This window comes from Streptomyces sp. NPDC002537, assembly GCF_053594975.1.
In genome coordinates this window covers 1-23,865 of sequence record NZ_JBSFWT010000071.1, presented here as the reverse complement: position 1 = coordinate 23,865, position 23,865 = coordinate 1, and the positions used below count along the sequence as shown (strand labels likewise).

The following is a 23,865-nucleotide window of genomic DNA, read 5'->3' as shown; positions in this document are numbered from 1 at the left end:
GTCGGGAGACGGGCGGGCGAATGCTTCAGGTTACCGGCGGCGCCCGCCCCCTCACCAAATCGGCTCTGGCCTTGGCTTGACCCGATCCCTCGGCATGGCCGATTGCGCCCCCTTTGCGAACAGCTTGTTGACAATCGTTTCCAGTTTTGTTGAAAATGACTGTCATGAACGAAAACCGTCCCCGCTCCGCCCGAATAACCACGGCCGCCGTCGCCACGGCCGCAGCCCTGGGGCTGCTCACGCTCTCCGCCTGCGGCAACTCCGACACGGCGGGCAAGGCGGCGGACGGCAGACTCCATGTGATCGCGTCGTTCTACCCGATGGAGTTCCTGGCCAAGGAGATCGGCGGCGACCACGTCAGCGTGACCAATCTGACGAAGCCCGGCGTCGAGCCGCACGACCTGGAGCTCACTCCCAAGCAGACCGGCTCCCTCTCCGACGCGGGCGCCATCGTCTACCTCAAGGGCCTCCAGCCCGCCGTGGACGAGGCGATCAAGCAGTCCGGGAACAAGCACGTCGCCGACGCGGCCTCCCTCACCGACCTGGAGAAGCACGGCACCGAGGTCGACGGCCACCACCACTCCACCGGCGACAACCACTCCCACTCCGAGGGCGAGGCCGGCGAGGACCCCCACATCTGGCTGGACCCGGTGAAGTACGCCGAGGTCGCCAAGGGCGTGAACAAGACCCTCGCCGAGGCCGACCCGGACCACCGGGCCGACTTCCAGAAGAACACCGACGAGCTGGTCAAGAAGCTGGACGGGCTGAACAAGAAGTTCACGGACGGGCTGAAGAACCGCGCGTCCGACACCTTCATCACCACCCACGCCGCCTTCGGCTACCTCGCCGAGCGCTACGGCCTCACCGAGGAGGCCATCAGCGGCGTGGACCCGGAGTCCGAGCCCAGCGCCGCCCGGATGAAGGACCTGCACCAGCTGGCCAAGGACCACCACGTCGACACGGTCTTCTTCGAGACCATCGCCAACCCCGCCACCGCGCGGACGCTGGCCCACGACCTCGGCGTCAAGACCGACGTCCTCGATCCGCTCGAAGGGATCACCGACAAGTCCCGGGGCCACGACTACTTCGCCGTGATGGAGGCCAACCTCACCGCGCTCCAGAAGGCGCTCGGCACCAAGTGATGGAGGCAGGCAGCATGGACGGACAGCCCGTCATATCCCTCCGCGGGGCCACCGCCGCCCTCGGCTCGCGCCCCGTGCTGCGCGGCGTCGACCTGACCGTGCGGCGCGGCGAGGTCGTCGCGCTGCTCGGCGCCAACGGCTCCGGCAAGTCCACGGCCGTCCGCGCGATCGTCGGCCAGGTGCCGCTCACCGGCGGCGAGCTGGAGCTCTTCGGCACCCCGCGGCGCCGCTTCCGCGACTGGTCCCGGCTCGGCTACGTGCCCCAGCGCACCACCGCCGCGGGCGGGGTGCCCGCCACCGTCGGCGAGGTCGTCGCCGCCGGCCGGCTGGCCCGCACCAGGCTCGGCATCCTGCGCAGGGCGGACCGCGAGGCCGTCGTCCGCGCCCTGGACCTCGTCGGCATGGCCGACCGCATCAAGGACTCCGTGGACGCGCTCTCCGGCGGCCAGCACCAGCGGGTGCTGATCGCCCGCGCCCTGGCCGTGGAACCCGAACTGCTGATCATGGACGAGCCGATGGCCGGCGTCGACCTCGCCAGCCAGGAGGTCCTCGCGAGCGCCCTGCGCGCCCAGGTCGACCGGGGCGCCACGGTCCTCCTCGTCCTGCACGAACTCGGCCCGCTGGAGCCGCTCATCGACCGCGCGGTCGTGCTCCGCGACGGCTGCGTCGTCCACGACGGACCACCCCCCGAGGCCGTGGGCCAGCACGCCCTCCCCGGCCACGACCACGTACACCCGCACGCCGGACCGGCGGCGGAACCGATCCGGACAGGGCTGCTCACCTGATGGACATCCTCGATCCCCCCTTCATGCAGCGGGCCCTGCTCGCCGCGCTGATCGTCGGCATCACCGCACCCGCGATCGGCACCTTCCTCGTCCAGCGCCGCCAGGCGCTGATGGGCGACGGCATCGGCCACGTCGCGCTCACCGGCGTCGGCCTCGGCTTCCTGCTCAACACCAGCCCGGTGTGGATGGCCACCGCCGTCTGCGTCCTCGGCGCCGTGGTGATGGAGCTCATCCGCTCGTACGGCAAGGCACGCGGCGACATCGCGCTCGCCATGCTCTTCTACGGCGGCATGGCCGGCGGCGTGATGCTGATGAGCCTCTCCTCCACCGGCTCCAACGCCAACCTCACGACCTACCTCTTCGGCTCGATCACCACCGTCTCGGAGCAGGACATCGTGGCGATCTGCGTCCTCGCCGCGTTCGTGGTGCTGGCCACCCTCGGGCTGCGCCGCCAGCTCTTCGCCATCTGCCAGGACGAGGAGTTCGCCCGCGTCACCGGGCTGCCGGTACGGCTGCTGAACCTGCTGATCGCGATCACCGCCGCCGTGACCGTCACCGTCGCCATGCGCGTCGTCGGCCTGCTGCTCGTCAGCGCCCTCATGGTGATCCCGGTCGCCGCCTCGCAGCAGATCGCCCGCAGCTTCGCCATGACCTTCGGGCTGGCCATCGGCATCGGCGTGCTGGTCACCGTCTCCGGCACCGCCACCTCGTACTACGTGGACGTCCCGTCGGGCGCCACCATCGTGCTGCTCGCGATCGGCACCTTCATCGCCCTGACCCTGCTGGCGACACCCCTCGCCAGGAAGCGCGCCCGGCAGGCCGCGGCGGCCGCCGACGACGGCTGCACCCTCACGGTGCCGGACGCCCGCACCCCGGCCGACGACGTCCGCGTCTGACGCCACGGCCCCGGCGTACGCGCCGGGGCACACCCGTCCCACCCCCGCGTCCGGCGCGCGGGGGTGGCGTACAGGCACGAAGGCGCGTCCCGGGGCTTACGCACCCGGTGCCGCGTACTGGCACAATTGGCGTGCGACACGTGCGGATGGGTGTTCAGGCGAGCTTTTGGAGGCAACTGTGGCGACCGCGGGTCCCCCGGTACGCGGCCGGTCCACCAAGCAGCGGGCCGCGGTGTCGGCCGCGCTCGACGAGGTGGACGAGTTCCGGAGCGCTCAGGAACTCCATGATCTGCTCAGGCACCGCGGCGCTTCGGTGGGTCTGACCACCGTCTACCGCACGCTCCAGTCCCTCGCCGACGCCGGCGAGGTCGACGTGCTGCGCACCAGCGACGGCGAATCGGTCTACCGCCGCTGCTCCAGCGGTCACCACCACCACCTGGTGTGCCGGGTGTGCGGCAAGGCCGTCGAGGTCGAGGGGCCCGCCGTGGAGAAGTGGGCGGACGCCATCGCCGCCGAGCACGGCTTCGTGGACGTGGCCCACACCGTCGAGATCTTCGGCACCTGCGGGGACTGCGCCCGGCGGGAGCAGTAACCCGCAGGTGCCCATGGGGCATCAGCCCTCGGCGGGCCGCTCCACCGCGTTCGGGACCGCACCGCCGAAGCGGCGGTCCCGCTGCGCGAACTCCAGGCAGGCGCGCCACAGATCACGGCGGTCGAAGTCCGGCCAGAGCACGTCCTGGAAGACCATCTCGGCGTAAGCGCTCTGCCAGATCAGGTAGTTGGACGTGCGCTGCTCGCCGGACGGCCGCAGGAACAGGTCCACGTCCGGCATGTCCGGGTAGTACAGGTACTTCGCGAGGGTCTTCTCGTTGACCTTCCCCGGGTCCAGCCGGCCTGCCGCCACGTCGCGCGCGATGGCGGCCGCCGCGTCCGCGATCTCCGCGCGCCCGCCGTAGTTCATGCAGAAGTACAGCGTCAGCCTGTCGTTGTCCTTGGTCTGCTCCTGGGCGATCTGGAGCTCCTTGGCCACCGACCGCCACAGCTTGGGCATCCGGCCCACCCAGCGCACCCGGATGCCGAGTTCGTCGAGCTGGTCGCGGGTCTTGCGGATGAAGTCGCGGTTGAAGTTCATCAGGAAGCGCACCTCGTCGGGCGAGCGCTTCCAGTTCTCGGTCGAGAAGGCGTACAGGGAGATGTTCCCGACGCCCATCTCGATCGCGCCCTGCAGCACGTCCAGCACGCGCTCGGCGCCGACCTTGTGGCCCTCGGTACGCGGCAGGCCGCGGTCCTTCGCCCAGCGGCCGTTGCCGTCCATGACGATGGCCACGTGCTCGGGGACGAGCTCACCGGGGATCTTCGGCGGCCGCGCCCCGGACGGGTGCGGGTCGGGTGTGCGGTACTCGCGTCGGGAACGGCCCAGAATCCCGCGTCGTGCCATGCGTGCCACTTCTCCTCGATGCCAGGGTGTACTTCTCTGGGTTACTTCTCTACGTAACGGAGGGAGCGGAGCCCCCGCTCCAGGTGCCAGTGCAGATACGCCGCCACCAGGCCGCTGCCCTCCCGGACGTGCCGCGCCTCGCACGCGTCCGCCGTCGCCCAGTCCCCGGTCAGCAGCGCGCCGAGGAGCCCGATCGACTCCGAGGAGGGTACGACGCTCCCGGGCACCCGGCAGTCACCGCACACGACCCCGCCCGCGGCCACCGAGAAAAAACGGTTCGGACCGGGCATGCCGCACTTCGCGCAGGAGTCGAAGCTGGGCGCGTAGCCGTTGACGGCGAGGGAGCGCAGCAGGAAGGCGTCGAGGACGAGGTGCGGGGCGTGCTCGCCCGCGGCGAGCGTCCGCAGGCCCCCGACGAGCAGCAGATACTGCTGCACGGCGGGCTCGCCCTCGTGGTCGGTGAACCGCTCGGCGGTCTCCAGCATGGCCGTGCCCGCGGTGTAGCGGGCGTAGTCGGTGACGATCGCGCCGCCGTACGCGGCGATGGTCTCGCTCTGGGTGCACAGCGGCAGGCTCCGCCCGACGAGCTCGTTGCCCCGCGCGAAGAACTGCACGTCGACGTGCGAGAACGGCTCCAGCCGCGCCCCGAACTTCGACTTCGTCCGCCGCACGCCCCGCGCCACGGCCCTGACCCGGCCGTGCCGCCGGGTCAGCAGAGTGATGATGCGATCCGCTTCCCCCAGCTTCTGGGTACGCAGCACAACGCCGTCGTCGCGGAACAGACTCATGCGGCCATTGTCCCGTACCCCGGGGTGCGCCCGTGCCGGGGCTGCGCCCCGGACCCCGCAACACGGCTTCGCCGCGTTGTCCTCAAACGCCGGACGGGCTGAATTTTCCGGACCGTGGCTCTTCGGCATGCGGCCCGCAGGCTTGCGGCCCGTAGGTTGCGGACTACGCCAGCAAAATCAGCCCGTCCTGGGGGCACCTCCCAGCGGTAGCTGGAACGGTACACCCTTCCGGACACACGGCCGGGTGCGTCCATCTGAGCAGCACGAAGCCCCGCCCATGCGCCTCAGAGTGAGGGCACAGGCGGGGCCTGCATGGGGACTAGCGGTTCAGGTCCCGGTGTTCTTGAAGCACCCGTAGCGCGGGCATGAGCCGGGGCAGGTGACCCGGGCAGCGGGGTTCGCTCGGGAGCGTCCACGCGTGCCAGCAGGACAGGCACCACACCGCCCGGTCATGCTCGGGGTCCGGTACCGCGTGACTGCCGCAGCGGGGGCACTCCTGCACGGTGTCTCCTAGGCCGAGAGGTCGAACTCTCCCAGCTTGGCACCGCTCAGAAACTCGGTCCACTCAGTGGTCGTGAACTCGACCGCTCCGCCGGACGCGGAGTTCCGGACCGCCACCTTGCCGGGCACGTTCGTCGCCACCTCGACACAGCGCGGATCGTCGTTGTTGTACTTGCACGTGCTGGACGTGCGGAACTCGAACTCGGGGATTGCGCTCATGGTGCTTGATCCCTTCGTCATGCTGCGGGGAGTCGGTCCCCGGACCGTCGTGCACTTGCTGACCCGCCCGGCGCCGCAGACCCGACTATCCGAAGCGACCGGGCGGGGGCTGGAGCCTGTCTCTGCCGGGGCCAGTAGTCGGGGAGACATCTCGGGGTCATCCGGCAGAGACAGGGGTCTAGTAGCGCCCGGGGGCGCCGTGGACGGCGAGCCAGACGACGGCGGCGACCGAGGCCACGAGCGCGCAGGCCACGAGCGCGCCCATGCCGTATTCGGCCGCGTAGAGGGTCCAGCGGGGTAAGCGCCAGCGGCGCGCCTTGTGGCGGCTCACCGCTCTCCCTCCCGGACCACGGTCAGCACGCCCTGAGAGGTCATACGGAAGGAGCGATGATTCGAGATACCCGCGTGCTTCATGCACTTGTCTTGGACGACGCCGGGAGACGGTTCACCCTTGATCTGCCACGAGCACCCCTGGCACTTGGCGGCGTACGTGATGCTGTCGCGGTGCGTGGTGATCGTGTGGGTTACACCGGGCAGGATGATGGCGCGGCTCACTTCACCACCGCCATGTGGTGCTTCTGGTCGTGGGCCGCCTGGTCGGCATCGATCTTCTTCACCCCGGTCACGTCGCCGCGCGCCTGGCGCTTGTCCCGTGTCGCCATCAAGTCGCGGCAGGTCTGGCAGGTCACGTAATTGATGGAGCCGACAGCCGACGAGTGCGGCACGGTGACGACCGGCGCCGCGTAGTAGGTCTTGGGCATGGCGTGGGGCGGAGGCATCAGCACGACGACCTCTCAGGGTTCGTCTCCACGATGTACGGCCCGACCTGGAAAATCCGGCGGACCCGCGTCCGCTCTTCGGGGGCCGTGTTCTCCCCGGCGGGCGGGTGGCTGCGCGTGTGTTGGTCGTCCCCCGCCCGGGTGCCCTTCGCGGGCTGCTCCTGCTTAAGCTCTTCCATGGCTGCCTGCCTCTTTCAGGTGGTCCATGCCCCCGGACCGGTAGGACGGTCGCGGGGGTGCACGCTTTGTGCGCCCCCAACGTTCCGCTTCCGAGGCTGGCCGTGTAGGGGCATGGGTAGGGGCAAGTCCCGCTCGAACATGGGTTCTTGCCGTACCTGGGGGCAGCGCTAGGGGCAAGATGGACCTATGGCCATCGGCGTATTGATCAGGGACCTCCGTGAGGCACGAGGATGGTCCCAGGGACGACTAGCGGACGAGATCAACGATGCCTTCGGGACGGGACTCACTCGTGAGTACGTCAGCCGCTGGGAACGTTCCAAGGTGGAACCGGGAGCGTTCTACCTCCGGTGTTTGTCGGCCGTCCTGGACGTGCCCCTAGCCGTTCTTGAGGGTGAAGTGAAACGTCGTACGTTCTTGTCCGATGTAGCAGCCACCGCCATAGCGCCGGTGGTGGCCTCAGATTTGCTCAGCGTTGGATTTGCCGCCAGGCTTCGCGGCGGGCCTTCCGTAGACGACTGGGAAAGCAAGCTGACTACCTACGGAACTGAATATATGAGCCTCGGTGCCGCCGACATTCAGCGGCGCGTGTCCGGCGAATTGGTGGTGATCCAGCAGCAACTCGAAAATCCCCGGCTTTGGTCGGTCGCTTCCAGGCTCATGACTCTTTATGCGAAAACCTTTCCAGGCTCCGATGGGGCCAAGGCTGTGAATTGGTACCGGCTTGCCGCTGAAGCAGCGGATCAGTCCGGCGACGACGATGCCCGTGTGTGGGTCCGGGGGCGCGCTGCTATTGCGTTGGGCTACGAGGGTGCTTCCCTCGGTGTGGCCGACGTACTCGCCGATCAGGCGATAGCGATCAGCGATAAGCCGTCGCTGGGGCTTCTGAACGCGATCATGGGGAAGGCGCACGCCGCAGCCATCCGGGGAGACACTGAAACGGCCCGCCGGCTCCTGAACCGGGGCCGTCACGTGTTCGATAAGGCGGCATCCGATGAACAAACATCTGACTATGCGGTGCCCTGGTGGCGAATGAATGTATTCGTCTCTCTCCTTGCTGCGCGCCTTGGTGAAGAAAAGGTAGCGGTAGAGGCTCAAGAAGCGGCCCGGCTAGAATTGCCCTCAGTTCTTCCGCGATTCGCTACTCACCTTGAAATGCATCGAGGGTTGATGCTGGCTCGCTCCGGCGATAAGTACGGCGGTACCAGGTATGCGCGGGCAGCACTTGACGCCCTTCCGCCAGAAAAGCACTCCCTCACCCTTCGAATGCTTATGGCCGAAGTGGAACAGTCCTAGCCGTCGGCCACCCGTAGCGACGAGTGACCAACGGCAGGAGCCCCCGACAGCCGCCCAGCGCGGGCAGTCGTCGGGGGCAGTGGTCAGAAGTGCCGGGGGCAGCAGCCCAGCTTGTACAGGTCGACAGGGTCGGGCTCGTCGCCGACTTCGAGCCGGAACAGCGCGGCGAACACAGCCCAGAGGGGATGCCCTTCGGGCGTCTCGCTGTCGGCCAACTCACAGCCAATTTCCCTGAGTTCGTCACTCGTCACGCCGGTAAGCCTCCAGTGCTGCCATGGCTGCCGCGCGGGCGGCTTCCTTCGGGTCGGTAGGGGTCGTGGGGTCGGCCGTCTTCTCGTGTGCCGACAGGGCGGCGTCGAGCGGGCCCAGGAAGCGCAACAGGGGGTGCGCCACGGGCACGCCGGACGAGCCGGGGACCGTGACCCCCTCGGCGACGATCTGAGCCGCTACGACGTCCCAGACGGCTCGCAGGGCCGGGTACCGTTCCGCGTCGCCGGAGACGGGCTCCAGGCGGCTCTTGGATGCCGTCGCGACAGCCTTGCGGGCACGCGCCGCCGCCTTACGGTGCGCATCGCTGCAATATCGGGTGCGCTGGTCGGCGTCGGCGGGAATCGGGGCGCCGCACGGGGCGTGCGCGCACCTTCGTGTCATTCGGTCCCCCTCATCAGTTGGCGGACAGCCGGAAAGGGCTTGTCCGGGACGGACGTGTTTTCCGTGCTGGGGCCGGGATCGCTGAGCGACACCGCCGCGAACTTTCGGCCCGCACTCGCCCTGTGTCAGCGCGGACAAGTCGAGAACGCGCACGATCATCTGCGTGATCACATCTCATGCGCGCGGGCGGCAGTGGCGGCACTCAATGAGCCAGGCATCCGACCGTCCCTCAAGGGCGACGCCAGTGGGCAGCCGCTCTTTCGGCGCGTACGAATGGCGGGGACACGAGCGACAGCGCACCGGAACCCACTGCCGCTCATCCCCACTCAGGACCGCCCGGCCATCGGGCCGGACCCACGCCGGGCGCATCCACGACGACCACTCACTCAGCTCTTCCGAAGCACCGGGAATCTCACGAGCCCTGAACGCAATGAGAGTTCGACCGTCGGCAAGTCGGTGAGCCGTCCCGACCTGCCGTGCCCACCCCCGTTCCAGGAGGTACCCCCCTAGGTCAGAAGGCACCCCTACCCGCATACCCGCCCCCACCGGGGTCCGGTCGATATAGACCCCGGTATTCATCTCAACAAGCATGAAAGCTAGGCCAGTTCGGCAAGCTCAGCCGAGATCAGCCACTCAGCCTCGCTCTTCGGCACGTCGTAGGTCTCGCCGTTCTGGAGAACGCGAGAGGCGACGCCGTCATTGCTCGGGCCGTACGACATGTAGCCGGTCATCCGGACAGTGGCGGTCGGCTCATCGGTGTTGAAGAAAGACATGATGACTCCTCTTAGGCAGTAACGGTGATCTTGCAGACAGCGGCAGCGTTCGGGACGGCGATAGCAGCACGGGCAATCGCGCGGACCGCAGTGCCGTCCTTAAAGAATCCGAACTGATCGGAAATCTGAAAACCGGCGTCCTTGCGCCACACGGCAAACACCTGGTCCGCCTCATAGGTCAGAATGTCACTCTCCGGCACGAACGAGGAAAGCCACACGGGCACACCCAGAATCGACCGCTGAATACCAGCCGTAGGAGAGCCAGCCGACTCACTCAGAAGCGGCTTAAGGGAACCGGACGACTCCCGCAGCGCCATAAGCGCCGTCCACGCCTTCGGGCTCATCACAATTGCCGTCGCCTTTGCGTTCGCTGCCTCCAGCTTCCCGAAAGCCGTCACGAACGGGTCAAGGTCCTTGAGGCCGCCCTTACTGAGGCTGAACTTGTGTTGTCGTAGGTGCTGACAGGTCTTGATCCCTGCGGTACGTCGAGAGGTATGCGGTACGCGCAAGGTGGTGGATTCACCGACGAGCGGCGGGAGTTCCGCGAGCGGCTGCGGCTTGAGGCTGCCGAGCGGTTCGCCCGGGGTGAGAAGAGCTCCGTGATCGCGAAGGACTTGCGGGTCCATGTGCGGTCGGTGGAGCGGTGGCGAAAGGCCTGGCGGGACGGCGGCCCGAGAGCCCTGCGGTCCACGGGCCCGGCCTCGCTGCCGAGACTGGACGAGGCCCAGCTCACCGTGCTGGAGCGGGAGCTGGCCAAGGGCCCGCTGGCGCACGGGTGGCCCGACCAGCGGTGGACACTGGCCCGGGTCAAAACGGTGATCGGCCGCCGGTTCCACATGACCTACACGATTCAGGGGGTGCGTAAGCTCTTGGTCCGCAATGGCTTCTCCTGCCAGGTGCCTGCCCGGCGGGCGACCGGGCGGGATGAGGAAGCGATCACTGGGTGGGTGAAGGAGACGTGGCCGCAGGTGGAAGCGCCGCGGCGGCGCTCGGGGCCTGGACCGTCTTCGAAGACGAGGCCGGCTTCTCGATGACGCCGCCCACCGCCCGCACCTGGGCCCGACGCGGACACACTCCCGTCATCAGGGTCCGGGGCCGCACCACCCGCTGCCTGTCGGTTGCCGCCCTGGCCTGCTACAAGACCGGCGAACGCCCTCGTCTGATCTACCGGCCCCGCCGCCACAACGGCAGGAAGGGCGCACGCAAGAGCTTCGCCTGGACCGATTACCGTGACCTGCTCATCGCCGCCCACCGGCAGCTCGGTGCCCCGATCGTCCTCATATGGGACAACCTCGGCACTCATCTGTGCGCCGGAATGCGGAAGTTCATCGACAGCCAGGACTGGCTCACCGTCTACCAGCTCCCCGCCTACGCACCCGAACTCAACCCGGTCGAAGGCCTCTGGTCGCTTCTGCGACGCGGCTTCACCGCGAACGTCGCCTTCACCAGCGTGGACCATCTCATCCGCACGGTGCGGCACGGTCTTCGCAAGATCCAGTACCGCCCCGACCTCCTCGACGGTTGCCTCGCCGAGACCGGCCTGGACCTCCGGCCCGGATAACGCACTACGACAACACGAGTTCATCCTCAGTAACCGCATGGGTCTGAATACCCGGCGTATTGGCAATGCCGATGAACCCCTTACCCGCCCCGGTGCCAATCAGCGCCTCACGGTCGAACCCGAGGGCAACGGACCTAATAAGAGACTTCGCCATGGGGTTCAGGAAAGCCGCCCCACCATCGTCTAGAAGCTCATTCGCGATCAGGTCAGCCGCCGCAATCTTCTTCGGCGTGACCTTCAGCGGGTCAGTGCCAAAGCCGCCGGTCGGCAGGTCGTCAAGCTCACCCACGAAGCCAGCGGAGAAGTCCGAACGGATCACGGGGAACGCGTAAGTCTCCGCACCGGTCTGGACACGCTGAACACCGCTCTCCATCACGACAGACTGAGGCGCCAGGAGGTCAACGAACGTCCGCGCCATCTCTTCCGGCGAGAACGCCTTATTCGTGCCCGTCGTCGTGATGCCTCGTGACATCTCAAGAGAACGAGCCATCAGCTCGCCAGGGGTTGCATTCATGCGCGCTTCAACCTTTCTTCCCAGGGAGCGAGTCGTGCCCATCTCCTGAAGCGGGGACGTGACCCGCATTGCCTGTTCCTCAGCGGCAGCCGCCTCAAGGTGCCGCTTGATCTGGCCGTCAGCCTCGCTGACCTTTTCAAGGAGTTCCGACTCTGCCGCGCGCTCATCTCGACTCAGAGAGCGCTTGCCGGAATCTGACTCGAAGGTTCGTAGACGTGCTAGGTATTCGTCGCGCTTCGCCATGTGGGCGTGCGCTCGCTCTGCATGAGACAACGGGACTCCCTCCAGATGAATGGAAAAGCCGACCAAACCTCTAGGGGTCAGCCGGCGGTGGGGTAGCGGGTGAATGCGAAATCACCCTTCACTCTTATCAGTAAATGTCTACGCAGCCTTGCCCTCAGCGCGCCTGTTTGCCGCCCACTCGCGCTTACTCTGTCGGTTCCGCTCCGCCCGGCACTCGTCCGAGCACATCAACGGCCAACGGCGCTTCTGCCCCTCCGGGCGCTTCTGCTCATACATTTCGTCGCACACTTCGCACGTGCCCGTGAACACCTTCATGCCGTCCACCACACGGATAGTGCCGCCCTTCGTCTGCCACTCAACCGGGCGAGCCTCACGGCGCCGGATGATGAGCCGAGACCGAAGCACGTCCGTACGCAGCGCGGGCGGGAACTCCCAGAGAGGCCGGAACGGGTCGGCAACGAGCCGGAACGACCCACGAGCGAAGCCAGCGCGCACGGCAACAGGTCCACTCTCACCGCGCATAAAGCGGCTGGTGTCCCACTCCATGAACGCCCGGACGACCGCCGGGTCTACATGCTCCGTCAGTTCGTCTGGGGTGTCGGCAAGCGCCTCAATCTCGTTGTCCATAACGCCAGTTGGGTTGTAGTACACGAAGGAACCGTCCTGTTGGAGGGCATGAAAAAACCCCGGGTCGGCGAGCCGGGGCAAGTCCTCAATTGAGTAGGTGATCAGCAAGGCAATGCGCCACGGGGCGCGCTGGTCACGCGGCTTTCCGCTTGCGGTAGTCAGCGGTTTTGCATCGGTTGGAGCAGAAGCGACGCGGTCGGCCACGGCCCGACCAACCGGCGGGCTCACCGCAGCGAGCGCATGTGGCGTTCTCGCGCTCGTATTCCGCAGCCCATCGGGCGTCGTCCAAGTCGTCCTGCGCCTCCTGGCAATCGCGCTCCGCTTCGTCGTTGTAGTCGCAGTACTTCTTGAGCGGGTGAGTTGCCTCAAAGGTCTCGCCGCACAGCGGGCAGGTCTTCCAGGCGATCAGCTTGCGAGGCTTCTTGCTGGCCCGGTAGCCAGCTTGACGGCAAGCGGCGGAGCAGTAGCGCTCTTGTCGTCCGGTGAGCCGCTTCCCGCAGTCCTGACAATCGTCTGCGTGGTTGTCGTGGTCGTAGTAGCCCATGAGTGCCCCGTGTCGAAATCCCTTGTTACGTAACGGCTAGTGGAGTAACGGCTATAGCTTTTTCTTGTAAGTTCTTAAGGGATAGATGAAGTACTGTCACTCGTCACTGAAATTAGTAACAACCTGACTTTGCCCTCCCCTCGCCCGCTGTCTTGCGGACCGGTAGGCGGCGCGGTCCCGGCAGCGCTTGGAGCAGTACCGCGCTGGCCTTCCTATGCCCTTATAGGCCACGGCGGCGCTGCATTCTGGACCTGCGCACGGCTCGCCCTCCCGCAGCGCCTCAGCGGCCCGCAGCGCTTTCGCTGTGAGCGCGTGCAACGTCACGGCCCGTTCGTCGTTGCCGCGCACTTGCTCCCACGCGACGGATTCCGCCTCCCGGAGTCTGGCGAGCAGTGTGATGAATCTCGGTGTATCCATGAGTTCCGTTCGGTGAAATTTGGCGTAAGTCGAGAAAGGAAACGGCGAATCACGTAGTAACCCCGGGGCTAGCCGGTGATGTTCTGCCGTGATTCGCCGGACTCGAAGAACTTCTAGCGAGTCGATTGCCTGCCCTCATGCGCTCTGGAGCGCAACGATTCCCCGCTACGACGAAGCCCCGCCCCTCCACCGTGGGAAGAACGGGGCCGTGCAGGGCGTAGACGGGCTTACGCAGCCCTCTGATAGGTGGCAGGCGCGGACTCTTCCGCCGTCTTCTCTACGGCGTTCCATTCGATGGCGACGCGTCCGCCGGGGTGCCCGTTCGGGTAGACGGTGACTGTGCAGCCGTACCGCATGAGGAGTGCGCGCCGGATTTCCCCCGTCGTGGCGTCCCACGCCTCCCACAGGAGAGTGTTAGTGCGCGTCCATGTCTCGGTTACTTCCGGGGCGTGCTCGGCTTCCAGACGGGCGTACGTGGCTTCGATCTCGTTCAGCTTGGCGACGAGGGTTTCCAGCGCCGGGCCGTCCACCTTCGCCACAGCCTTCGTGACCCGCTCACGAGACGCGGCAAGGTCATCCATGTCGGCACTGCGGTCCACGCCACCCGAGTAAGTGACCTCATACAGCGGCTCGTCGCCGTGCTCGGCGCGGAATTCCGCGTACACCAGGGGCTCTATCAGGTGGGCCATGATCGAGCCGTGCCCGTGCTTGCACTTGTAGAGCCGCTTCTTACTGCGCGAGAGTCCGCCGTTCATCTTGCAGCCCTGTGAGCAGAGCACCATTCCGGAGAGCTGGTGTGCGTCCTCTCGTTCGGCGCGCTCTCCGCCTTCGAGTTCCTTGAGACGGTCTCGGAGGCGCTTGGACGTCGCCGCATCGATCACCTCGGGTCCGAATCGGACGGGGGTCACGCCGTCTTCTTCGGTCACAAGCTCACCCTTGAACTCGCGCCATCCCCGCAGGATCACGCTGTGAAGCAGGTTTCGCCACTGCTGCCGACCGATGGGCAAGGCGCGCGCGGTAGCGGCCAGTGTGGCGCCCTTGCCGCGTGTGAGGAGTACGTCTATCTGCTTGCGGACCAAGGCGAACGCGTCGGGGTCTTCCGCAAGGTACGCCTTGCCGTCGCGCCGCTCCATCACGTACGGGAACGGGGCCTTCCCCGAGACCCAGCGGCCTTGTGCCCGGCGCTCCTCATGGGCCGCTTCGCTGCGGTCCGTGATGATGCCCAGCTCCCATTCCGCCACGGCCGCGATGATCGTCGCGATCAGTCGCCCGGTCCCGGACTTGTCGGAGCTGTCCAACAGGCTGTCCGACGTGATCAGCCGTACGCCGTTCTCATCGGCCCAGTCCATGAGCTTCTGAAACTCACGCACGGACCGCGCAAAGCGGTCGAGCTTCCACGCGATGACGACGGCCGGACGTGCCGCCATGATCCGGGCCATGCCCTTCTTACGGGCCTCAAGAGCGGAGCCGCCGGACACGCCATCGTCTACGTAGGCGTTCGCCTCAGCGGCGGCAATCGTCTCGGCATCGAAGCCCAGCGCCTCAGCCTTGAGGCGGCAGGCGCGAAGCTGGACGTCCAGCGACGACGATTCGTCGGACGAACGGGACAGGCGGAGGCTGAACGCAAGCTCAGCACGGGCAGGGGCAGCGGTATCGGTCACATGACGGTTCGAGGGAGTGGAACGCCTGATCACGACGGGCGGCGTGTCCCCGTGAAGGGGCGCAAGCGTCCTGGCAGGGGCGAAGGTCTTCACGCCCGGGGTCTTGTGAGTCGATTGCCCGGCATCGCTGACCAGGGCTGACGGGACGGGGGTGGTGGTCGTCTTCACCCTTGCCCTAGAGCGCAAGGGCTTCCCGGAAACGCGGGTGTCAGGCGCGGAAGTGGTCACACTGGCTGTGGACATCGGCGAATTCCCCAGGGATCTGCCCCGGACAGCCCCGGCAGTGTGACGCCGGTTGTGTCCTAGGGGGTGAACAGTTCCCTGGGGGAGTTTGAGGACGCGGCCGCAGGCCGCCCCCGCCGCAGGCGGCAACGGACCCGCAGGCGGCGAACGACCCGCAGGCGGAAGCCGGAGAGGCACCCGGAAGACAGAGACCTACGACGGGGTGCGGGCCGCCGCCAGCAGGCGGTCCGTGTCTTCCGGGCACAAAAGAAGGGCTCGCCCCACCGTCGCCAGAACCTCCCGCTCGGCGGGCCGGTACGGCCCGTCCGCCAGGGCGATGCGCGCACCCTGCAGCAGGATCGACTCCCGCCCCGCGGGCGCGAGATGCGGGGCGAGCGGCTCCAGCGCCTCGTGCAGCTCGATGGCCAGCGCCGTGCCCCGGGGGTCGAACCCCTCCGGGCCCGGCCCGGGAAACGCGCCGTTCGCCCCGTATCTGCCGGGCAGGCGCCCCGTGTCCGCCGCGAGCGCCTCGATCAGCGTGATCAGCTGCTCCTCGCTGCAGTCGACGAAGCCCGCGGCCCGCACCGCGCCGACCGCGGCCCTGCGGACCGTCCGCGCCTCGGTGCCGCCCGCGGCGAGGACGGCGAGGGCGACCGTGTGCACGGCGTCGCGCAGCATCGCGGAGAACCGGGTGGTGGTGGGGTGGTCCAGGATGTCCATGCCGTAGCGGGCGCGGCACGCGGTGCACTCGACGATCGGCCCGACCGGCCCGCGCGGCAGCAGCGGCAGCCCGAAGGCGACGAGCCGGCGGCGGCCCGTGCGGCGGCGGTAGTTGCGGTCGCCGCCGCAGCCGGGGCAGTAGAACTCGCCGTCGCCGACGGTGCGCCATACGGTCCGTACGCCCACCACACACCGGTCCGGTCCGGATCGGCCTTGCGCGTGCATCACGGCTGGCACCTCCATAACGCCACGGCCTCGTCGCCGCGTTGACGTGATGTTAGCCACATCGATGATGTGGCGTCAGTACCCCGTGCGCAGACTTCGGGCGGCAGCGGGGCGAACACGCCACCGAGCCACCGGATACGGTGGTTTCGGTGGCGTCCCCTTGACCGCCGCGGAAGATCAGCCGCGGTGGGCGCGGTTGACCGCGGAGACCACGGCCTTGATCGAGGCGCGGGTGGTGTTGGGGTCGGTGCCGATGCCCCAGAGCACCTTCCCGTCGATCACGCACTCGATGTACGAGGCGGCGCGGGCGCTGGCGCCCTCGCTCATGGTGTGCTCGGAGTAGTCCAGCAGCCGTGCGTCGACGCCGACCGAGGCGAGCGCGTCGAAGAAGGCGGAGATCGGGCCGTTGCCGGTGCCCGTCAGCACGGTGTCCACGCCGTCCACGACGGCCTCGACGGTGAGCGCGTCGGTGCCCTCGCTGGTGGTCGAGGTCTGGTGGGAGCGCAGCGCGATCCGGCCCCAGGGGTTGTCGGCGGTGGGCAGGTACTCGTCCTGGAAGACCGACCAGATCTCCTGCGGGGTGATCTCGCCGCCCTCGGCGTCCGTCTTCGCCTGGATGATGCGGGAGAACTCGATCTGCATCCGGCGCGGCAGGTCCAGCTTGTGGTCGTTCTTGAGGACGTACGCGATGCCGCCCTTGCCGGACTGGGAGTTGACGCGGATGACGGCCTCGTAGGAGCGGCCGACGTCCTTGGGGTCGATGGGCAGGTAGGGCACGGCCCACTCGATGTCGTCCACGGTCTTCCCGGCAGCGGCAGCGGTGGCCTCCATCGCCTCGAAGCCCTTCTTGATGGCGTCCTGGTGGGAGCCGGAGAAGGAGGTGTAGACCAGGTCGCCCGCGTAGGGGTGGCGCGGGTGGACCTCCATCTGGGTGCAGTACTCGGCGGTCCGGCGGACCTCGTCGATCTGCGAGAAGTCGATCTGCGGGTCGACGCCCTGGGAGAAGAGGTTCATGCCCAGGGTGACCAGGTCGACGTTGCCGGTGCGCTCGCCCTGGCCGAAGAGGCAGCCCTCGATCCGGTCCGCGCCCGCCATGATCGCCAGTTCGGCGGCGGCGACGGCGGTGCCCCGGTCGTTGTGGGGGTGCACGGACAGGCAGATGTGCTCGCGCCGGGACAGGTGGCGCGACATCCATTCGAAGCGGTCGGCGTGGGTGCTCGGAGTGGACCGTTCCACGGTGGCCGGCAGATTGAGGATGATCTCGCGGCCGGCCTCGGGCTGCCAGACGTCCATGACGCTCTCGCAGACCTCCAGGGCGAAGTCCAGCTCGGTGTCGGTGAAGATCTCCGGCGAGTACTGGTAGCCGAAGAGCGTGTCGTCGCCGAGGATCTTCTCGGCGTACTCCACGACCAGCCGGGTGCCGTCGACCGCGATCTGCCTGACCTGCTCGCGGGAGCCGCGGAAGACGACGCGGCGGAAGACGGGCGCGGTGGCGTTGTAGAGGTGGACGGTCGCCCGGTGGGCACCGCGCAGCGACTCGACGGTCCGCTCGATGAGCTCCTCGCGCGCCTGGGTGAGGACGGAGATCGTCACGTCCTCGGGGATCGCGCCCTCCTCGATGATCGACCGCACGAAGTCGAAGTCGGTGGCGCCGGAGGAGGGGAAGCCGACCTCGATCTCCTTGTAGCCCATGCGCACCAGCAGGTCGAACATCTCGCGCTTGCGGGCGGGCGACATCGGATCGATCAGGGCCTGGTTGCCGTCGCGCAGGTCGGTGGAGAGCCAGCGGGGGGCGGCGGTGACGCGCCGCTCCGGCCAGGTGCGGTCGGGGATGTCGACGGCCTCGTAGCGGCCGTACTTGTGGACCGGCATCCCGGAGGGGCGCTGGGTCACGGTCGCGGCGGTGACGGGCGTGGGTCGGCCTACGGAATTGTCGGGCATCTGCGTGGGGCTCCTCGTGTGTCCGCTGGGACGGCCGACGGGGCTGATCACCGGCGAGGTGACCGCAACACCGAACTCCGCGGGGAGGGAGTCGGCCTACTGCAGACCCTCACCGCGGCAGCTAAGGAGAAGCAGCCCGTAACGCATGATGCTCAGCACGATAACCGAGCCCGCCGCGCCTGGGACCCCCCGTATCAGCATGCGGGACGCGATCACTGCGGGTCCCGTGGTTTCCCGTGGGCCGAGGGGGCCGGGGAGAGAATGCGGAATTGCTGTCCCTCAAATGATAGCCAACCACTCGATTTCATTAATCGTGGTGCCAAGCAGTGACAAGCCGGAGGGTCGGTGCCACATTGCCGCCATGAAACCGGTCTTCTGCACGATCGTGCCTCCGCACATCCTGGACAGGCTCGCCCAATCGGACGATCCGGCGGTACACGGGCCCGCCCAGCGCACCCTCGAACACGACTCCCTCCACCGCACCCGCCGCCGCGTCACCGCCCTCCGCGGCGTCGCGGCGCCGACGGGCACCCTCTCCGACAAGCCCCAGCGGACCATCTACGATGCCGGGCACCAGGAGACGACCCCGGGCACGAAGGTCCACTCGGAGGGCGACGGCCCGGCCAAGGACGCCACCGTCAACCGCGCGAATACGGCCCTGGGCGCCACTTTCGACTTCTATCTCCAGGCATACGGCCGGCATTCCGTCGACGATGCCGGACTTCCGCTCGACGCCACCGTCCATTACGGCACGAATTACGACAACGCCTTCTGGGACGGCTCGCAGATGGTGTTCGGGGACGGCGACGGACGGCTCTTCGGCGACTTCACCGTCTCGGTGGACGTCATCGGCCACGAGCTCACCCACGGCGTCACCCAGTACACGGCCAACCTGGAGTACTACGGCCAGTCGGGCGCGCTCAACGAGTCCCTCTCGGACGTCTTCGGCTCGCTGATCAAGCAGTACGCGCTCGGGCAGACCGCGGACCAGGCCGACTGGCTGATCGGCCAGGGACTGCTGGGGCCGACCATCCACGGCACGGCGCTGCGCTCCATGAAGGCGCCGGGCACGGCCTACGACGACCCGCAGCTGGGCAAGGACCCGCAGCCCGCCACCATGGACGACTACGTGCGGACCTCGCGCGACAACGGCGGCGTGCACACCAATTCGGGCATCCCCAACCACGCCTTCTACCTCGTGGCCACCGCGCTCGGCGGCCATGCGTGGGAGCGGGCCGGGAAGATCTGGTACGCCACCCTCACCGGCGGGCAGCTGGCCTCCGACGCCGACTTCGCGGAGTTCGCGCGGCTGACGGCCGCGACGGCCCGGAGCCTGTACGGCGAGGGGGACGCGATTCAGGCCGTGCTCAAGGCGTGGTCGCAGGTGGGGGTTCCCACCTCGTAGCGGCGGGCGAACGGGGTAAGGATGGCGGCATGCGGATTGCCATCACCCGGACCGGCGGTTTCGCCGGCATCGAGCGGCGGGCCGAACTGGACACCACCGGCCGGCCCGACGCCACCCATCTGGAAGCCCTGGCCCACCGGGCACTGGCCCCCGGGCGGGACGCCCCGGCGCGGGGCGTCCCCGACGGCTTCCACTACGAGATCGTCGTGGACGGCCGTCGGGTCCACTGCGCGGACCCGCACCTCACCCACGACCAGCGGGAACTGATCCAGACGGTGCTGAAGGAGGGGGCGTGACGGGGAGCGCCCCGTAAGGGGCGCGTCCGGTCAGAACCCGAGCTTACGGAGCTGCTTCGGGTCGCGCTGCCAGTCCTTGGCGACCTTGACGTGCAGGTCGAGGTAGACCGGGGTACCGAGGAGCGCCTCGATGTGCTTGCGGGACTTCATGCCGACCTCCTTGAGCCGGGAGCCCTTGGGGCCGATGATGATCCCCTTCTGGCTGGGGCGCTCGATGTAGACGTTGGCGTGGATGTCCAGCAGCGGCTTGTTCGCCGGGCGGTCCTCGCGGGGCAGCATCTCCTCGACCACGACGGCGATGGAGTGCGGCAGCTCGTCCCGCACGCCCTCCAGCGCGGCCTCCCGGATCAGCTCGGCGACCATGACCTGCTCGGGCTCGTCGGTGAGGTCGCCCTCGGGGTAGAGCGGCGGGCTCTCCGGCAGCATCGGCACGATCAGGTCGGCCAGCAGGGACACCTGCTTGTCGCCCACCGCGGAGACGGGGATGATCTCCGCCCACTCGATGCCCAGCTCCTCGCCGAGCCTCTGGATGGCGATCAGCTGCTCCGCGAGGGCCTTGGAGTCCACCAGGTCCGTCTTGGTGACGATGGCGACCTTGGGGGTCTTCTTGATCCCGGCCAGCTCGGTGGCGATGTAGCGGTCACCGGGACCGAGCTTCTGGTCCGCCGGGAGGCAGAAGCCGATCACGTCGACCTCCGCCCAGGTGGTGCGGACCACGTCGTTGAGCCGCTCGCCGAGGAGCGTGCGGGGCTTGTGCAGGCCGGGGGTGTCCACCAGCACGAGCTGGGCGTCGGGGCGGTGGACGATGCCGCGCACGGTGTGGCGGGTGGTCTGCGGCCGGTTGGAGGTGATCGCGACCTTCGTCCCCACCAGTGCGTTGGTCAGGGTCGACTTGCCCGCGTTGGGCCGGCCGACGAAGCACGCGAAGCCCGCGCGGTGAGGGGCCTGGGACGGGGAGGAAGCTCTATCCATACCGGATATTCTCCCCGATCCCCCGGCCGCCGCCGACCAGCGGCGGCCGGTTCCGTGCGTCCGGGCCTGCTCAGCCCGCCAGGAGCTTCGTGCGGAGGGTGCCGTCCGGGCCCGCCAGGAGGACGGGCGTCTCCGGGCCGCCCAGGTCCCGTACGGCCGCGCGGTCCGCCTCGGGGACGGCGGCCGCCTCGGAGACGACCGCCGCGGCCTCCAGCGACTTCGCACCGCTGGCGACGGCCATGGCGACGGCCGTCCGGAGCGCGCTGAGCTCCAGCGAATCGAGCGCGACGGTCCCGGCGACATAGGTCCGGCCGGTCTCGTCACGTACGGCGGCGCCCTCGGGGACGGCGTTGCGGGCGCGCGCGGAGCGGGCCAGGGTGATGATCTTGCGGTCTTCGGGGTCCAGCGTCTCCGTCATACGCGTGAGCATATGCAGCGCCCCGTAGGGATCAACCCCCGGTCCGGCCCCCGGTCACGGGTCAGCCCGCCAGCGAGTACATCCCGCCGCGGCGGCCCTCCGGCGAGTTGAGCCACTCGACCTTGGCCGCCGTGCCCGACTCCGGCACCGGGTTGTGCATCACGATCGTCAGGTCCGGGCGGGCCGGGACGCGCAGGTGGGTGCTCTCGAAGTACAGGGCGCCGACGAGGGGGTGCTGCATCTCCTTGACCAGCTGGCCGCCCTCCCGTACGTCACCGCGCGCCCAGAGCTCCGCGAACTCCTCGCTCCCCGCGGAGAGTTCGTCGATGATCGCCTGGAAGCCCTCGTCGCCCGGACGCTCCGAGCAGGCGGCGCGGAACTGGGCGACGACCCGGTCGGCGTTGGCCTCCCAGTTCGCGGCGCGCGAGCGGTAGACGGGGTCGGTGAAGAACATGATCAGACAGTTCTGCACGGTCTCCGGGCGGAAGCCCATGACGAGGCTCGCCGAGTCGTTGTAGGAGACGACGTTCCAGTACGGGTCCATGATGTGCGCCGGGAAGGGCATCCAGCTGTCGATCAGCCGGTGCAGGCCCGCGCACAGGTAGCCCGAGTCGTACTCGCTCTCCGGCAGCGGCGGGTTGAGCCCGGCCAGTACGTACAGGTGGCGGCGCTCCGGGCCGACGAGCTTCAGCACCCGCGCGACCGAGTCGAGCACCTGCGGCGAGACGGTGATGTCACGCCCCTGCTCCAGCCACTGGTACCAGGAGGCGCCCACCCCGGCGAGCACGGCGACCTCCTCGCGGCGCAGCCCCGGGGTACGGCGGCGGGCGCCGCCGTCCGGGAGGCCGACGTCGGCCGGGCTCACCCGGGCCCGACGGCTCATCAGGAATTCGCGCAGTTCCTGGCGACGGCGCGACTGCGCGGCCCCCGCCACGGTGTGTGTTCCGGTCCCGCTGACAGTCAACGGCTCCCCCTCAGCCTGGTGGTGCGGCCACCACCATAAGCGCCGTCTCCCCATGACTATTCCTTACACCGGAGGGTGATGCCCATGGCGATCGACACGTCCCCCTCCTCCACCGCTCCCGCCCCACCCGCCGCCGGGCGCATGACCACCCGCGCGAAGCTGATCCTGCTGGTGCTGTGCGCGGCACAGTTCCTCGTCGCGCTCGACTTCTCCATCCTGAACGTGGCGCTGCCCGTCCTCGGCGACGACCTGGGCATGGGCCAGGCCGACCTCCAGTGGGCGGTCACCGCCTTCGCCCTGCCGTCGGGCGGCTTCCTGCTGCTGTTCGGCCGGATCGCCGATCTGTACGGGCGGCGCAAGCTGTTCCTGACCGGGCTCGCCCTCTTCACGCTGGCCTCCGTGCTGGCCACGCTCGCCTGGAACCCGGCGGTCTTCCTCGCCGGGCGTGCCCTCCAGGGCCTGGGCGCCGCCGTCATCGTGCCGACCGGCATGTCGCTGCTGACCACGACCTTCGCCGAGGGCCCGCAGCGCGAGCGGGCGCTCGGCATCAGCGGCACCCTGATGTCCCTCGGCTTCACCATCGGGATGCTGCTCGGCGGCGTACTGACGGACACGCTCGGCTGGCGCTCCACCATGGGCCTGCTGGCCGTGGCGGGCATCGGCATCCTGGCGATCGCGCCCGGCCTGCTCACCGAATCCCGGCATCCCCAGCGGCCGCGCGTCGACGTCCCCGGCGCGGTGACCGTGACCGGCGGCCTGCTGGCACTCATCTACGCGCTGTCGACCGCGGCGCAGCAGGGCTTCGGCCGGGCGGACGTCGTCGTCGCCCTGGTCGCGGGCGTCGGCCTCCTCGTCGCCTTCGCGGCCGTGGAGTCGCGGGCCGCCGAGCCGCTGGTGTCCCTGCCGATGCTGCGGCGGCGCACGGTCGCCTGGGGGAACCTGGCCGGGCTGACCACCTTCGCGATGATGAGCACGGTCGTCTTCCTGCTGACCCTCTACCTCCAGGAGGTGCTGGAGCTCTCCGCGTTCCTCTCGGGCCTGGTCTTCGGTGTGCAGGGGGTCTTCGCGGCGCTCGCCGGGATCACCGCGCCCAGGGTCATCGCCCGCTTCGGGGCCCGCAACACGCTGGTGACGGGCCTGATCGTGCAGGCCGTCTTCACCGCGACGCTGCTCGGCCTGGGGCGCGGACCGGGAGGCGCGTGGCTGGCACTGGCCGGGGCCTCGCTCGCGTGCGTCGGCCATCTGTGGGCGATCGTCGCCTACGGCGTGACCGCGACGTCGGGCCTGCCGGACGGGGAACAGGGGCTGGCGACGGGTCTGGTGACCAGCTCGCAGCAGGTGGGCATCACGATCGGGATCCCGCTGCTCAGCGCGCTGTCGTCGGCGCGGATCGCTTCGCTGCGGGACGGTGGCTCGGACTTCGCGTCGGCGACGCTGGGTGGCGTCCGCCTGGGGGTGGGGGCCGATGCGGTTGTTGTCGCGGTGGTCGCGACACTCGTGGCGGTCGGGCTGCGGCGGAGCCGTTCCGCGGCCTGACGCGGGCCCGCTGCGGGTCCGTTGCCTCCTGCGGCGGGAGCGGCCTGCGGCCGCGTCCTCACCACCTCCCCCTTCACGCCCGCAGACTTCCCGCCCGCAGAACTTCACGCCTGCAGGCTTCCCGCCCGCAGAAGAAGCCCGACTCCCCGGAAAC

28 protein-coding genes are annotated in these 23,865 nt (G+C 68.6%); 9 read left to right on the top strand and 19 right to left on the bottom strand.

Translation table 11 applies throughout. The annotated features are described in order from the left end of the window. Window positions 1-164: 164 nt before the first annotated feature. From ACWD4A_RS26680 to ACWD4A_RS26665, 4 genes are all read left to right on the top strand, one after another. Complete coding sequence (locus tag ACWD4A_RS26680; RefSeq protein ID WP_451197779.1) at window positions 165-1,142, top strand: metal ABC transporter substrate-binding protein; 978 nt, start codon at window positions 165-167, stop codon at window positions 1,140-1,142. A 14-nt stretch (window positions 1,143-1,156) separates the two neighbouring features. Continuing rightward, entirely contained in the window at window positions 1,157-1,927 is a 771-nt protein-coding gene (locus tag ACWD4A_RS26675; RefSeq protein ID WP_451197777.1) for a metal ABC transporter ATP-binding protein, read from the top strand. After that, on the top strand, window positions 1,927-2,823 hold the full coding sequence (locus ACWD4A_RS26670; protein ID WP_451197776.1) for a metal ABC transporter permease: 897 nt from the start codon (window positions 1,927-1,929) through the stop codon (window positions 2,821-2,823). Before ACWD4A_RS26675 ends, ACWD4A_RS26670 begins: the two co-directional genes overlap by 1 nt. A gap of 178 nt (window positions 2,824-3,001) precedes the next feature. Further along, window positions 3,002-3,415, top strand: coding sequence for a Fur family transcriptional regulator (locus ACWD4A_RS26665; RefSeq protein WP_451197774.1), 414 nt, complete (start codon window positions 3,002-3,004; stop codon window positions 3,413-3,415). A gap of 21 nt (window positions 3,416-3,436) precedes the next feature. Here the strand turns inward: ACWD4A_RS26665 and ACWD4A_RS26660 are convergent, their stop codons facing one another. From ACWD4A_RS26660 to ACWD4A_RS26635, 6 genes are all read right to left on the bottom strand, one after another. After that, on the bottom strand, window positions 3,437-4,261 hold the full coding sequence (locus tag ACWD4A_RS26660) for an isoprenyl transferase (RefSeq protein WP_451197772.1): 825 nt from the start codon (window positions 4,259-4,261) through the stop codon (window positions 3,437-3,439). Between the two features lie 41 nt (window positions 4,262-4,302). Then, window positions 4,303-5,049: a DNA repair protein RecO gene (gene recO, locus ACWD4A_RS26655; RefSeq protein ID WP_451197771.1), complete on the bottom strand. Its 747-nt coding sequence runs from the start codon at window positions 5,047-5,049 to the stop codon at window positions 4,303-4,305. Window positions 5,050-5,559: 510 nt separating this feature from the next. After that, the gene (locus ACWD4A_RS26650) at window positions 5,560-5,769 is read right to left on the bottom strand and encodes a DUF397 domain-containing protein (protein WP_451197769.1); all 210 of its coding nucleotides are present in this window, start codon (window positions 5,767-5,769) and stop codon (window positions 5,560-5,562) included. A gap of 178 nt (window positions 5,770-5,947) precedes the next feature. Continuing rightward, window positions 5,948-6,100 (bottom strand): hypothetical protein, encoded by a 153-nt coding sequence (locus ACWD4A_RS26645; protein ID WP_451197768.1) that lies wholly within the window; start codon window positions 6,098-6,100, stop codon window positions 5,948-5,950. Continuing rightward, window positions 6,097-6,324: a DUF7848 domain-containing protein gene (locus tag ACWD4A_RS26640; RefSeq protein ID WP_451197767.1), complete on the bottom strand. Its 228-nt coding sequence runs from the start codon at window positions 6,322-6,324 to the stop codon at window positions 6,097-6,099. Before ACWD4A_RS26640 ends, ACWD4A_RS26645 begins: the two co-directional genes overlap by 4 nt. Next, window positions 6,321-6,548 (bottom strand): hypothetical protein, encoded by a 228-nt coding sequence (locus tag ACWD4A_RS26635; RefSeq protein WP_451197765.1) that lies wholly within the window; start codon window positions 6,546-6,548, stop codon window positions 6,321-6,323. The genes ACWD4A_RS26640 and ACWD4A_RS26635 overlap by 4 nt, the downstream gene beginning before the upstream one ends. A 366-nt stretch (window positions 6,549-6,914) precedes the next feature. Here ACWD4A_RS26635 and ACWD4A_RS26630 point away from each other — a divergent pair, with 366 nt between their 5' ends. Further along, the gene (locus ACWD4A_RS26630; protein ID WP_451197764.1) at window positions 6,915-8,021 is read left to right on the top strand and encodes a helix-turn-helix domain-containing protein; all 1,107 of its coding nucleotides are present in this window, start codon (window positions 6,915-6,917) and stop codon (window positions 8,019-8,021) included. Between the two features lie 83 nt (window positions 8,022-8,104). Here ACWD4A_RS26630 and ACWD4A_RS26625 read toward each other — a convergent pair whose 3' ends face one another. The 4 genes from ACWD4A_RS26625 to ACWD4A_RS26610 all read right to left on the bottom strand — a co-directional run bounded on the left by ACWD4A_RS26625 (window position 8,105) and on the right by ACWD4A_RS26610 (window position 10,071). Beyond that, window positions 8,105-8,272 carry a hypothetical protein gene (locus ACWD4A_RS26625; protein ID WP_451197762.1) on the bottom strand — a complete coding sequence of 56 codons (168 nt, stop codon included), beginning with the start codon at window positions 8,270-8,272 and terminating at the stop codon, window positions 8,105-8,107. Then, window positions 8,262-8,672 (bottom strand): hypothetical protein, encoded by a 411-nt coding sequence (locus ACWD4A_RS26620; RefSeq protein ID WP_451197760.1) that lies wholly within the window; start codon window positions 8,670-8,672, stop codon window positions 8,262-8,264. The genes ACWD4A_RS26625 and ACWD4A_RS26620 overlap by 11 nt, the downstream gene beginning before the upstream one ends. Before the next feature lie 596 nt (window positions 8,673-9,268). Then, window positions 9,269-9,445 carry a hypothetical protein gene (locus tag ACWD4A_RS26615; protein ID WP_451197759.1) on the bottom strand — a complete coding sequence of 59 codons (177 nt, stop codon included), beginning with the start codon at window positions 9,443-9,445 and terminating at the stop codon, window positions 9,269-9,271. Between the two features lie 11 nt (window positions 9,446-9,456). Beyond that, entirely contained in the window at window positions 9,457-10,071 is a 615-nt protein-coding gene (locus ACWD4A_RS26610) for a phage major capsid protein (protein WP_451197757.1), read from the bottom strand. Between ACWD4A_RS26610 and ACWD4A_RS26605 the strand changes: the two genes are divergently transcribed. Continuing rightward, window positions 9,997-11,006, top strand: a protein-coding gene (locus tag ACWD4A_RS26605; RefSeq protein WP_451197795.1) for an IS630 family transposase whose coding sequence is annotated in 2 segments (ribosomal slippage) — window positions 9,997-10,386 and window positions 10,389-11,006 — 1,008 coding nt in all. Because the reading frame shifts where the segments join, the coding sequence is not laid out codon by codon here. The genes ACWD4A_RS26610 and ACWD4A_RS26605 overlap by 75 nt on opposite strands. Before the next feature lie 4 nt (window positions 11,007-11,010). On the opposite strand, the gene ACWD4A_RS26600 is transcribed toward ACWD4A_RS26605, so the two are convergent. The 6 genes from ACWD4A_RS26600 to leuA form a co-directional block, all read right to left on the bottom strand. Continuing rightward, window positions 11,011-11,763, bottom strand: a complete 753-nt coding sequence (locus ACWD4A_RS26600; protein ID WP_451197756.1) for a phage major capsid protein — start codon at window positions 11,761-11,763, stop codon at window positions 11,011-11,013. A gap of 138 nt (window positions 11,764-11,901) precedes the next feature. Beyond that, window positions 11,902-12,498 carry a hypothetical protein gene (locus ACWD4A_RS26595; RefSeq protein WP_451197755.1) on the bottom strand — a complete coding sequence of 199 codons (597 nt, stop codon included), beginning with the start codon at window positions 12,496-12,498 and terminating at the stop codon, window positions 11,902-11,904. A 25-nt stretch (window positions 12,499-12,523) separates the two neighbouring features. After that, window positions 12,524-12,934, bottom strand: a complete 411-nt coding sequence (locus tag ACWD4A_RS26590) for a hypothetical protein (protein WP_451197754.1) — start codon at window positions 12,932-12,934, stop codon at window positions 12,524-12,526. A 644-nt stretch (window positions 12,935-13,578) separates the two neighbouring features. Beyond that, window positions 13,579-15,180: a recombinase family protein gene (locus tag ACWD4A_RS26585; protein ID WP_451197752.1), complete on the bottom strand. Its 1,602-nt coding sequence runs from the start codon at window positions 15,178-15,180 to the stop codon at window positions 13,579-13,581. A gap of 267 nt (window positions 15,181-15,447) precedes the next feature. After that, window positions 15,448-16,179, bottom strand: coding sequence for a tellurite resistance TerB family protein (locus tag ACWD4A_RS26580; protein ID WP_451197750.1), 732 nt, complete (start codon window positions 16,177-16,179; stop codon window positions 15,448-15,450). A 177-nt stretch (window positions 16,180-16,356) separates the two neighbouring features. Beyond that, entirely contained in the window at window positions 16,357-18,120 is a 1,764-nt protein-coding gene (leuA, locus tag ACWD4A_RS26575) for a 2-isopropylmalate synthase (RefSeq protein ID WP_451197748.1), read from the bottom strand. Window positions 18,121-18,481: 361 nt separating this feature from the next. Here leuA and ACWD4A_RS26570 point away from each other — a divergent pair, with 361 nt between their 5' ends. Both ACWD4A_RS26570 and ACWD4A_RS26565 read left to right on the top strand, forming a co-directional pair. Then, on the top strand, window positions 18,482-19,525 hold the full coding sequence (locus tag ACWD4A_RS26570; protein WP_451197746.1) for a M4 family metallopeptidase: 1,044 nt from the start codon (window positions 18,482-18,484) through the stop codon (window positions 19,523-19,525). A gap of 29 nt (window positions 19,526-19,554) precedes the next feature. Further along, window positions 19,555-19,821, top strand: coding sequence for a protealysin inhibitor emfourin (locus ACWD4A_RS26565; protein WP_451197744.1), 267 nt, complete (start codon window positions 19,555-19,557; stop codon window positions 19,819-19,821). A gap of 30 nt (window positions 19,822-19,851) precedes the next feature. Here ACWD4A_RS26565 and era read toward each other — a convergent pair whose 3' ends face one another. The 3 genes from era to ACWD4A_RS26550 form a co-directional block, all read right to left on the bottom strand. Then, window positions 19,852-20,793, bottom strand: coding sequence for a GTPase Era (gene era, locus ACWD4A_RS26560; protein WP_451197743.1), 942 nt, complete (start codon window positions 20,791-20,793; stop codon window positions 19,852-19,854). Between the two features lie 70 nt (window positions 20,794-20,863). Then, window positions 20,864-21,211, bottom strand: a complete 348-nt coding sequence (locus ACWD4A_RS26555; protein WP_451197741.1) for a cytidine deaminase — start codon at window positions 21,209-21,211, stop codon at window positions 20,864-20,866. Between the two features lie 61 nt (window positions 21,212-21,272). Continuing rightward, window positions 21,273-22,094, bottom strand: a complete 822-nt coding sequence (locus tag ACWD4A_RS26550) for a helix-turn-helix transcriptional regulator (RefSeq protein ID WP_451197794.1) — start codon at window positions 22,092-22,094, stop codon at window positions 21,273-21,275. Between the two features lie 165 nt (window positions 22,095-22,259). Here ACWD4A_RS26550 and ACWD4A_RS26545 point away from each other — a divergent pair, with 165 nt between their 5' ends. Continuing rightward, window positions 22,260-23,711 carry an MFS transporter gene (locus ACWD4A_RS26545; protein WP_451197739.1) on the top strand — a complete coding sequence of 484 codons (1,452 nt, stop codon included), beginning with the start codon at window positions 22,260-22,262 and terminating at the stop codon, window positions 23,709-23,711. The last annotated feature ends 154 nt before the right edge of the window (window positions 23,712-23,865 follow it).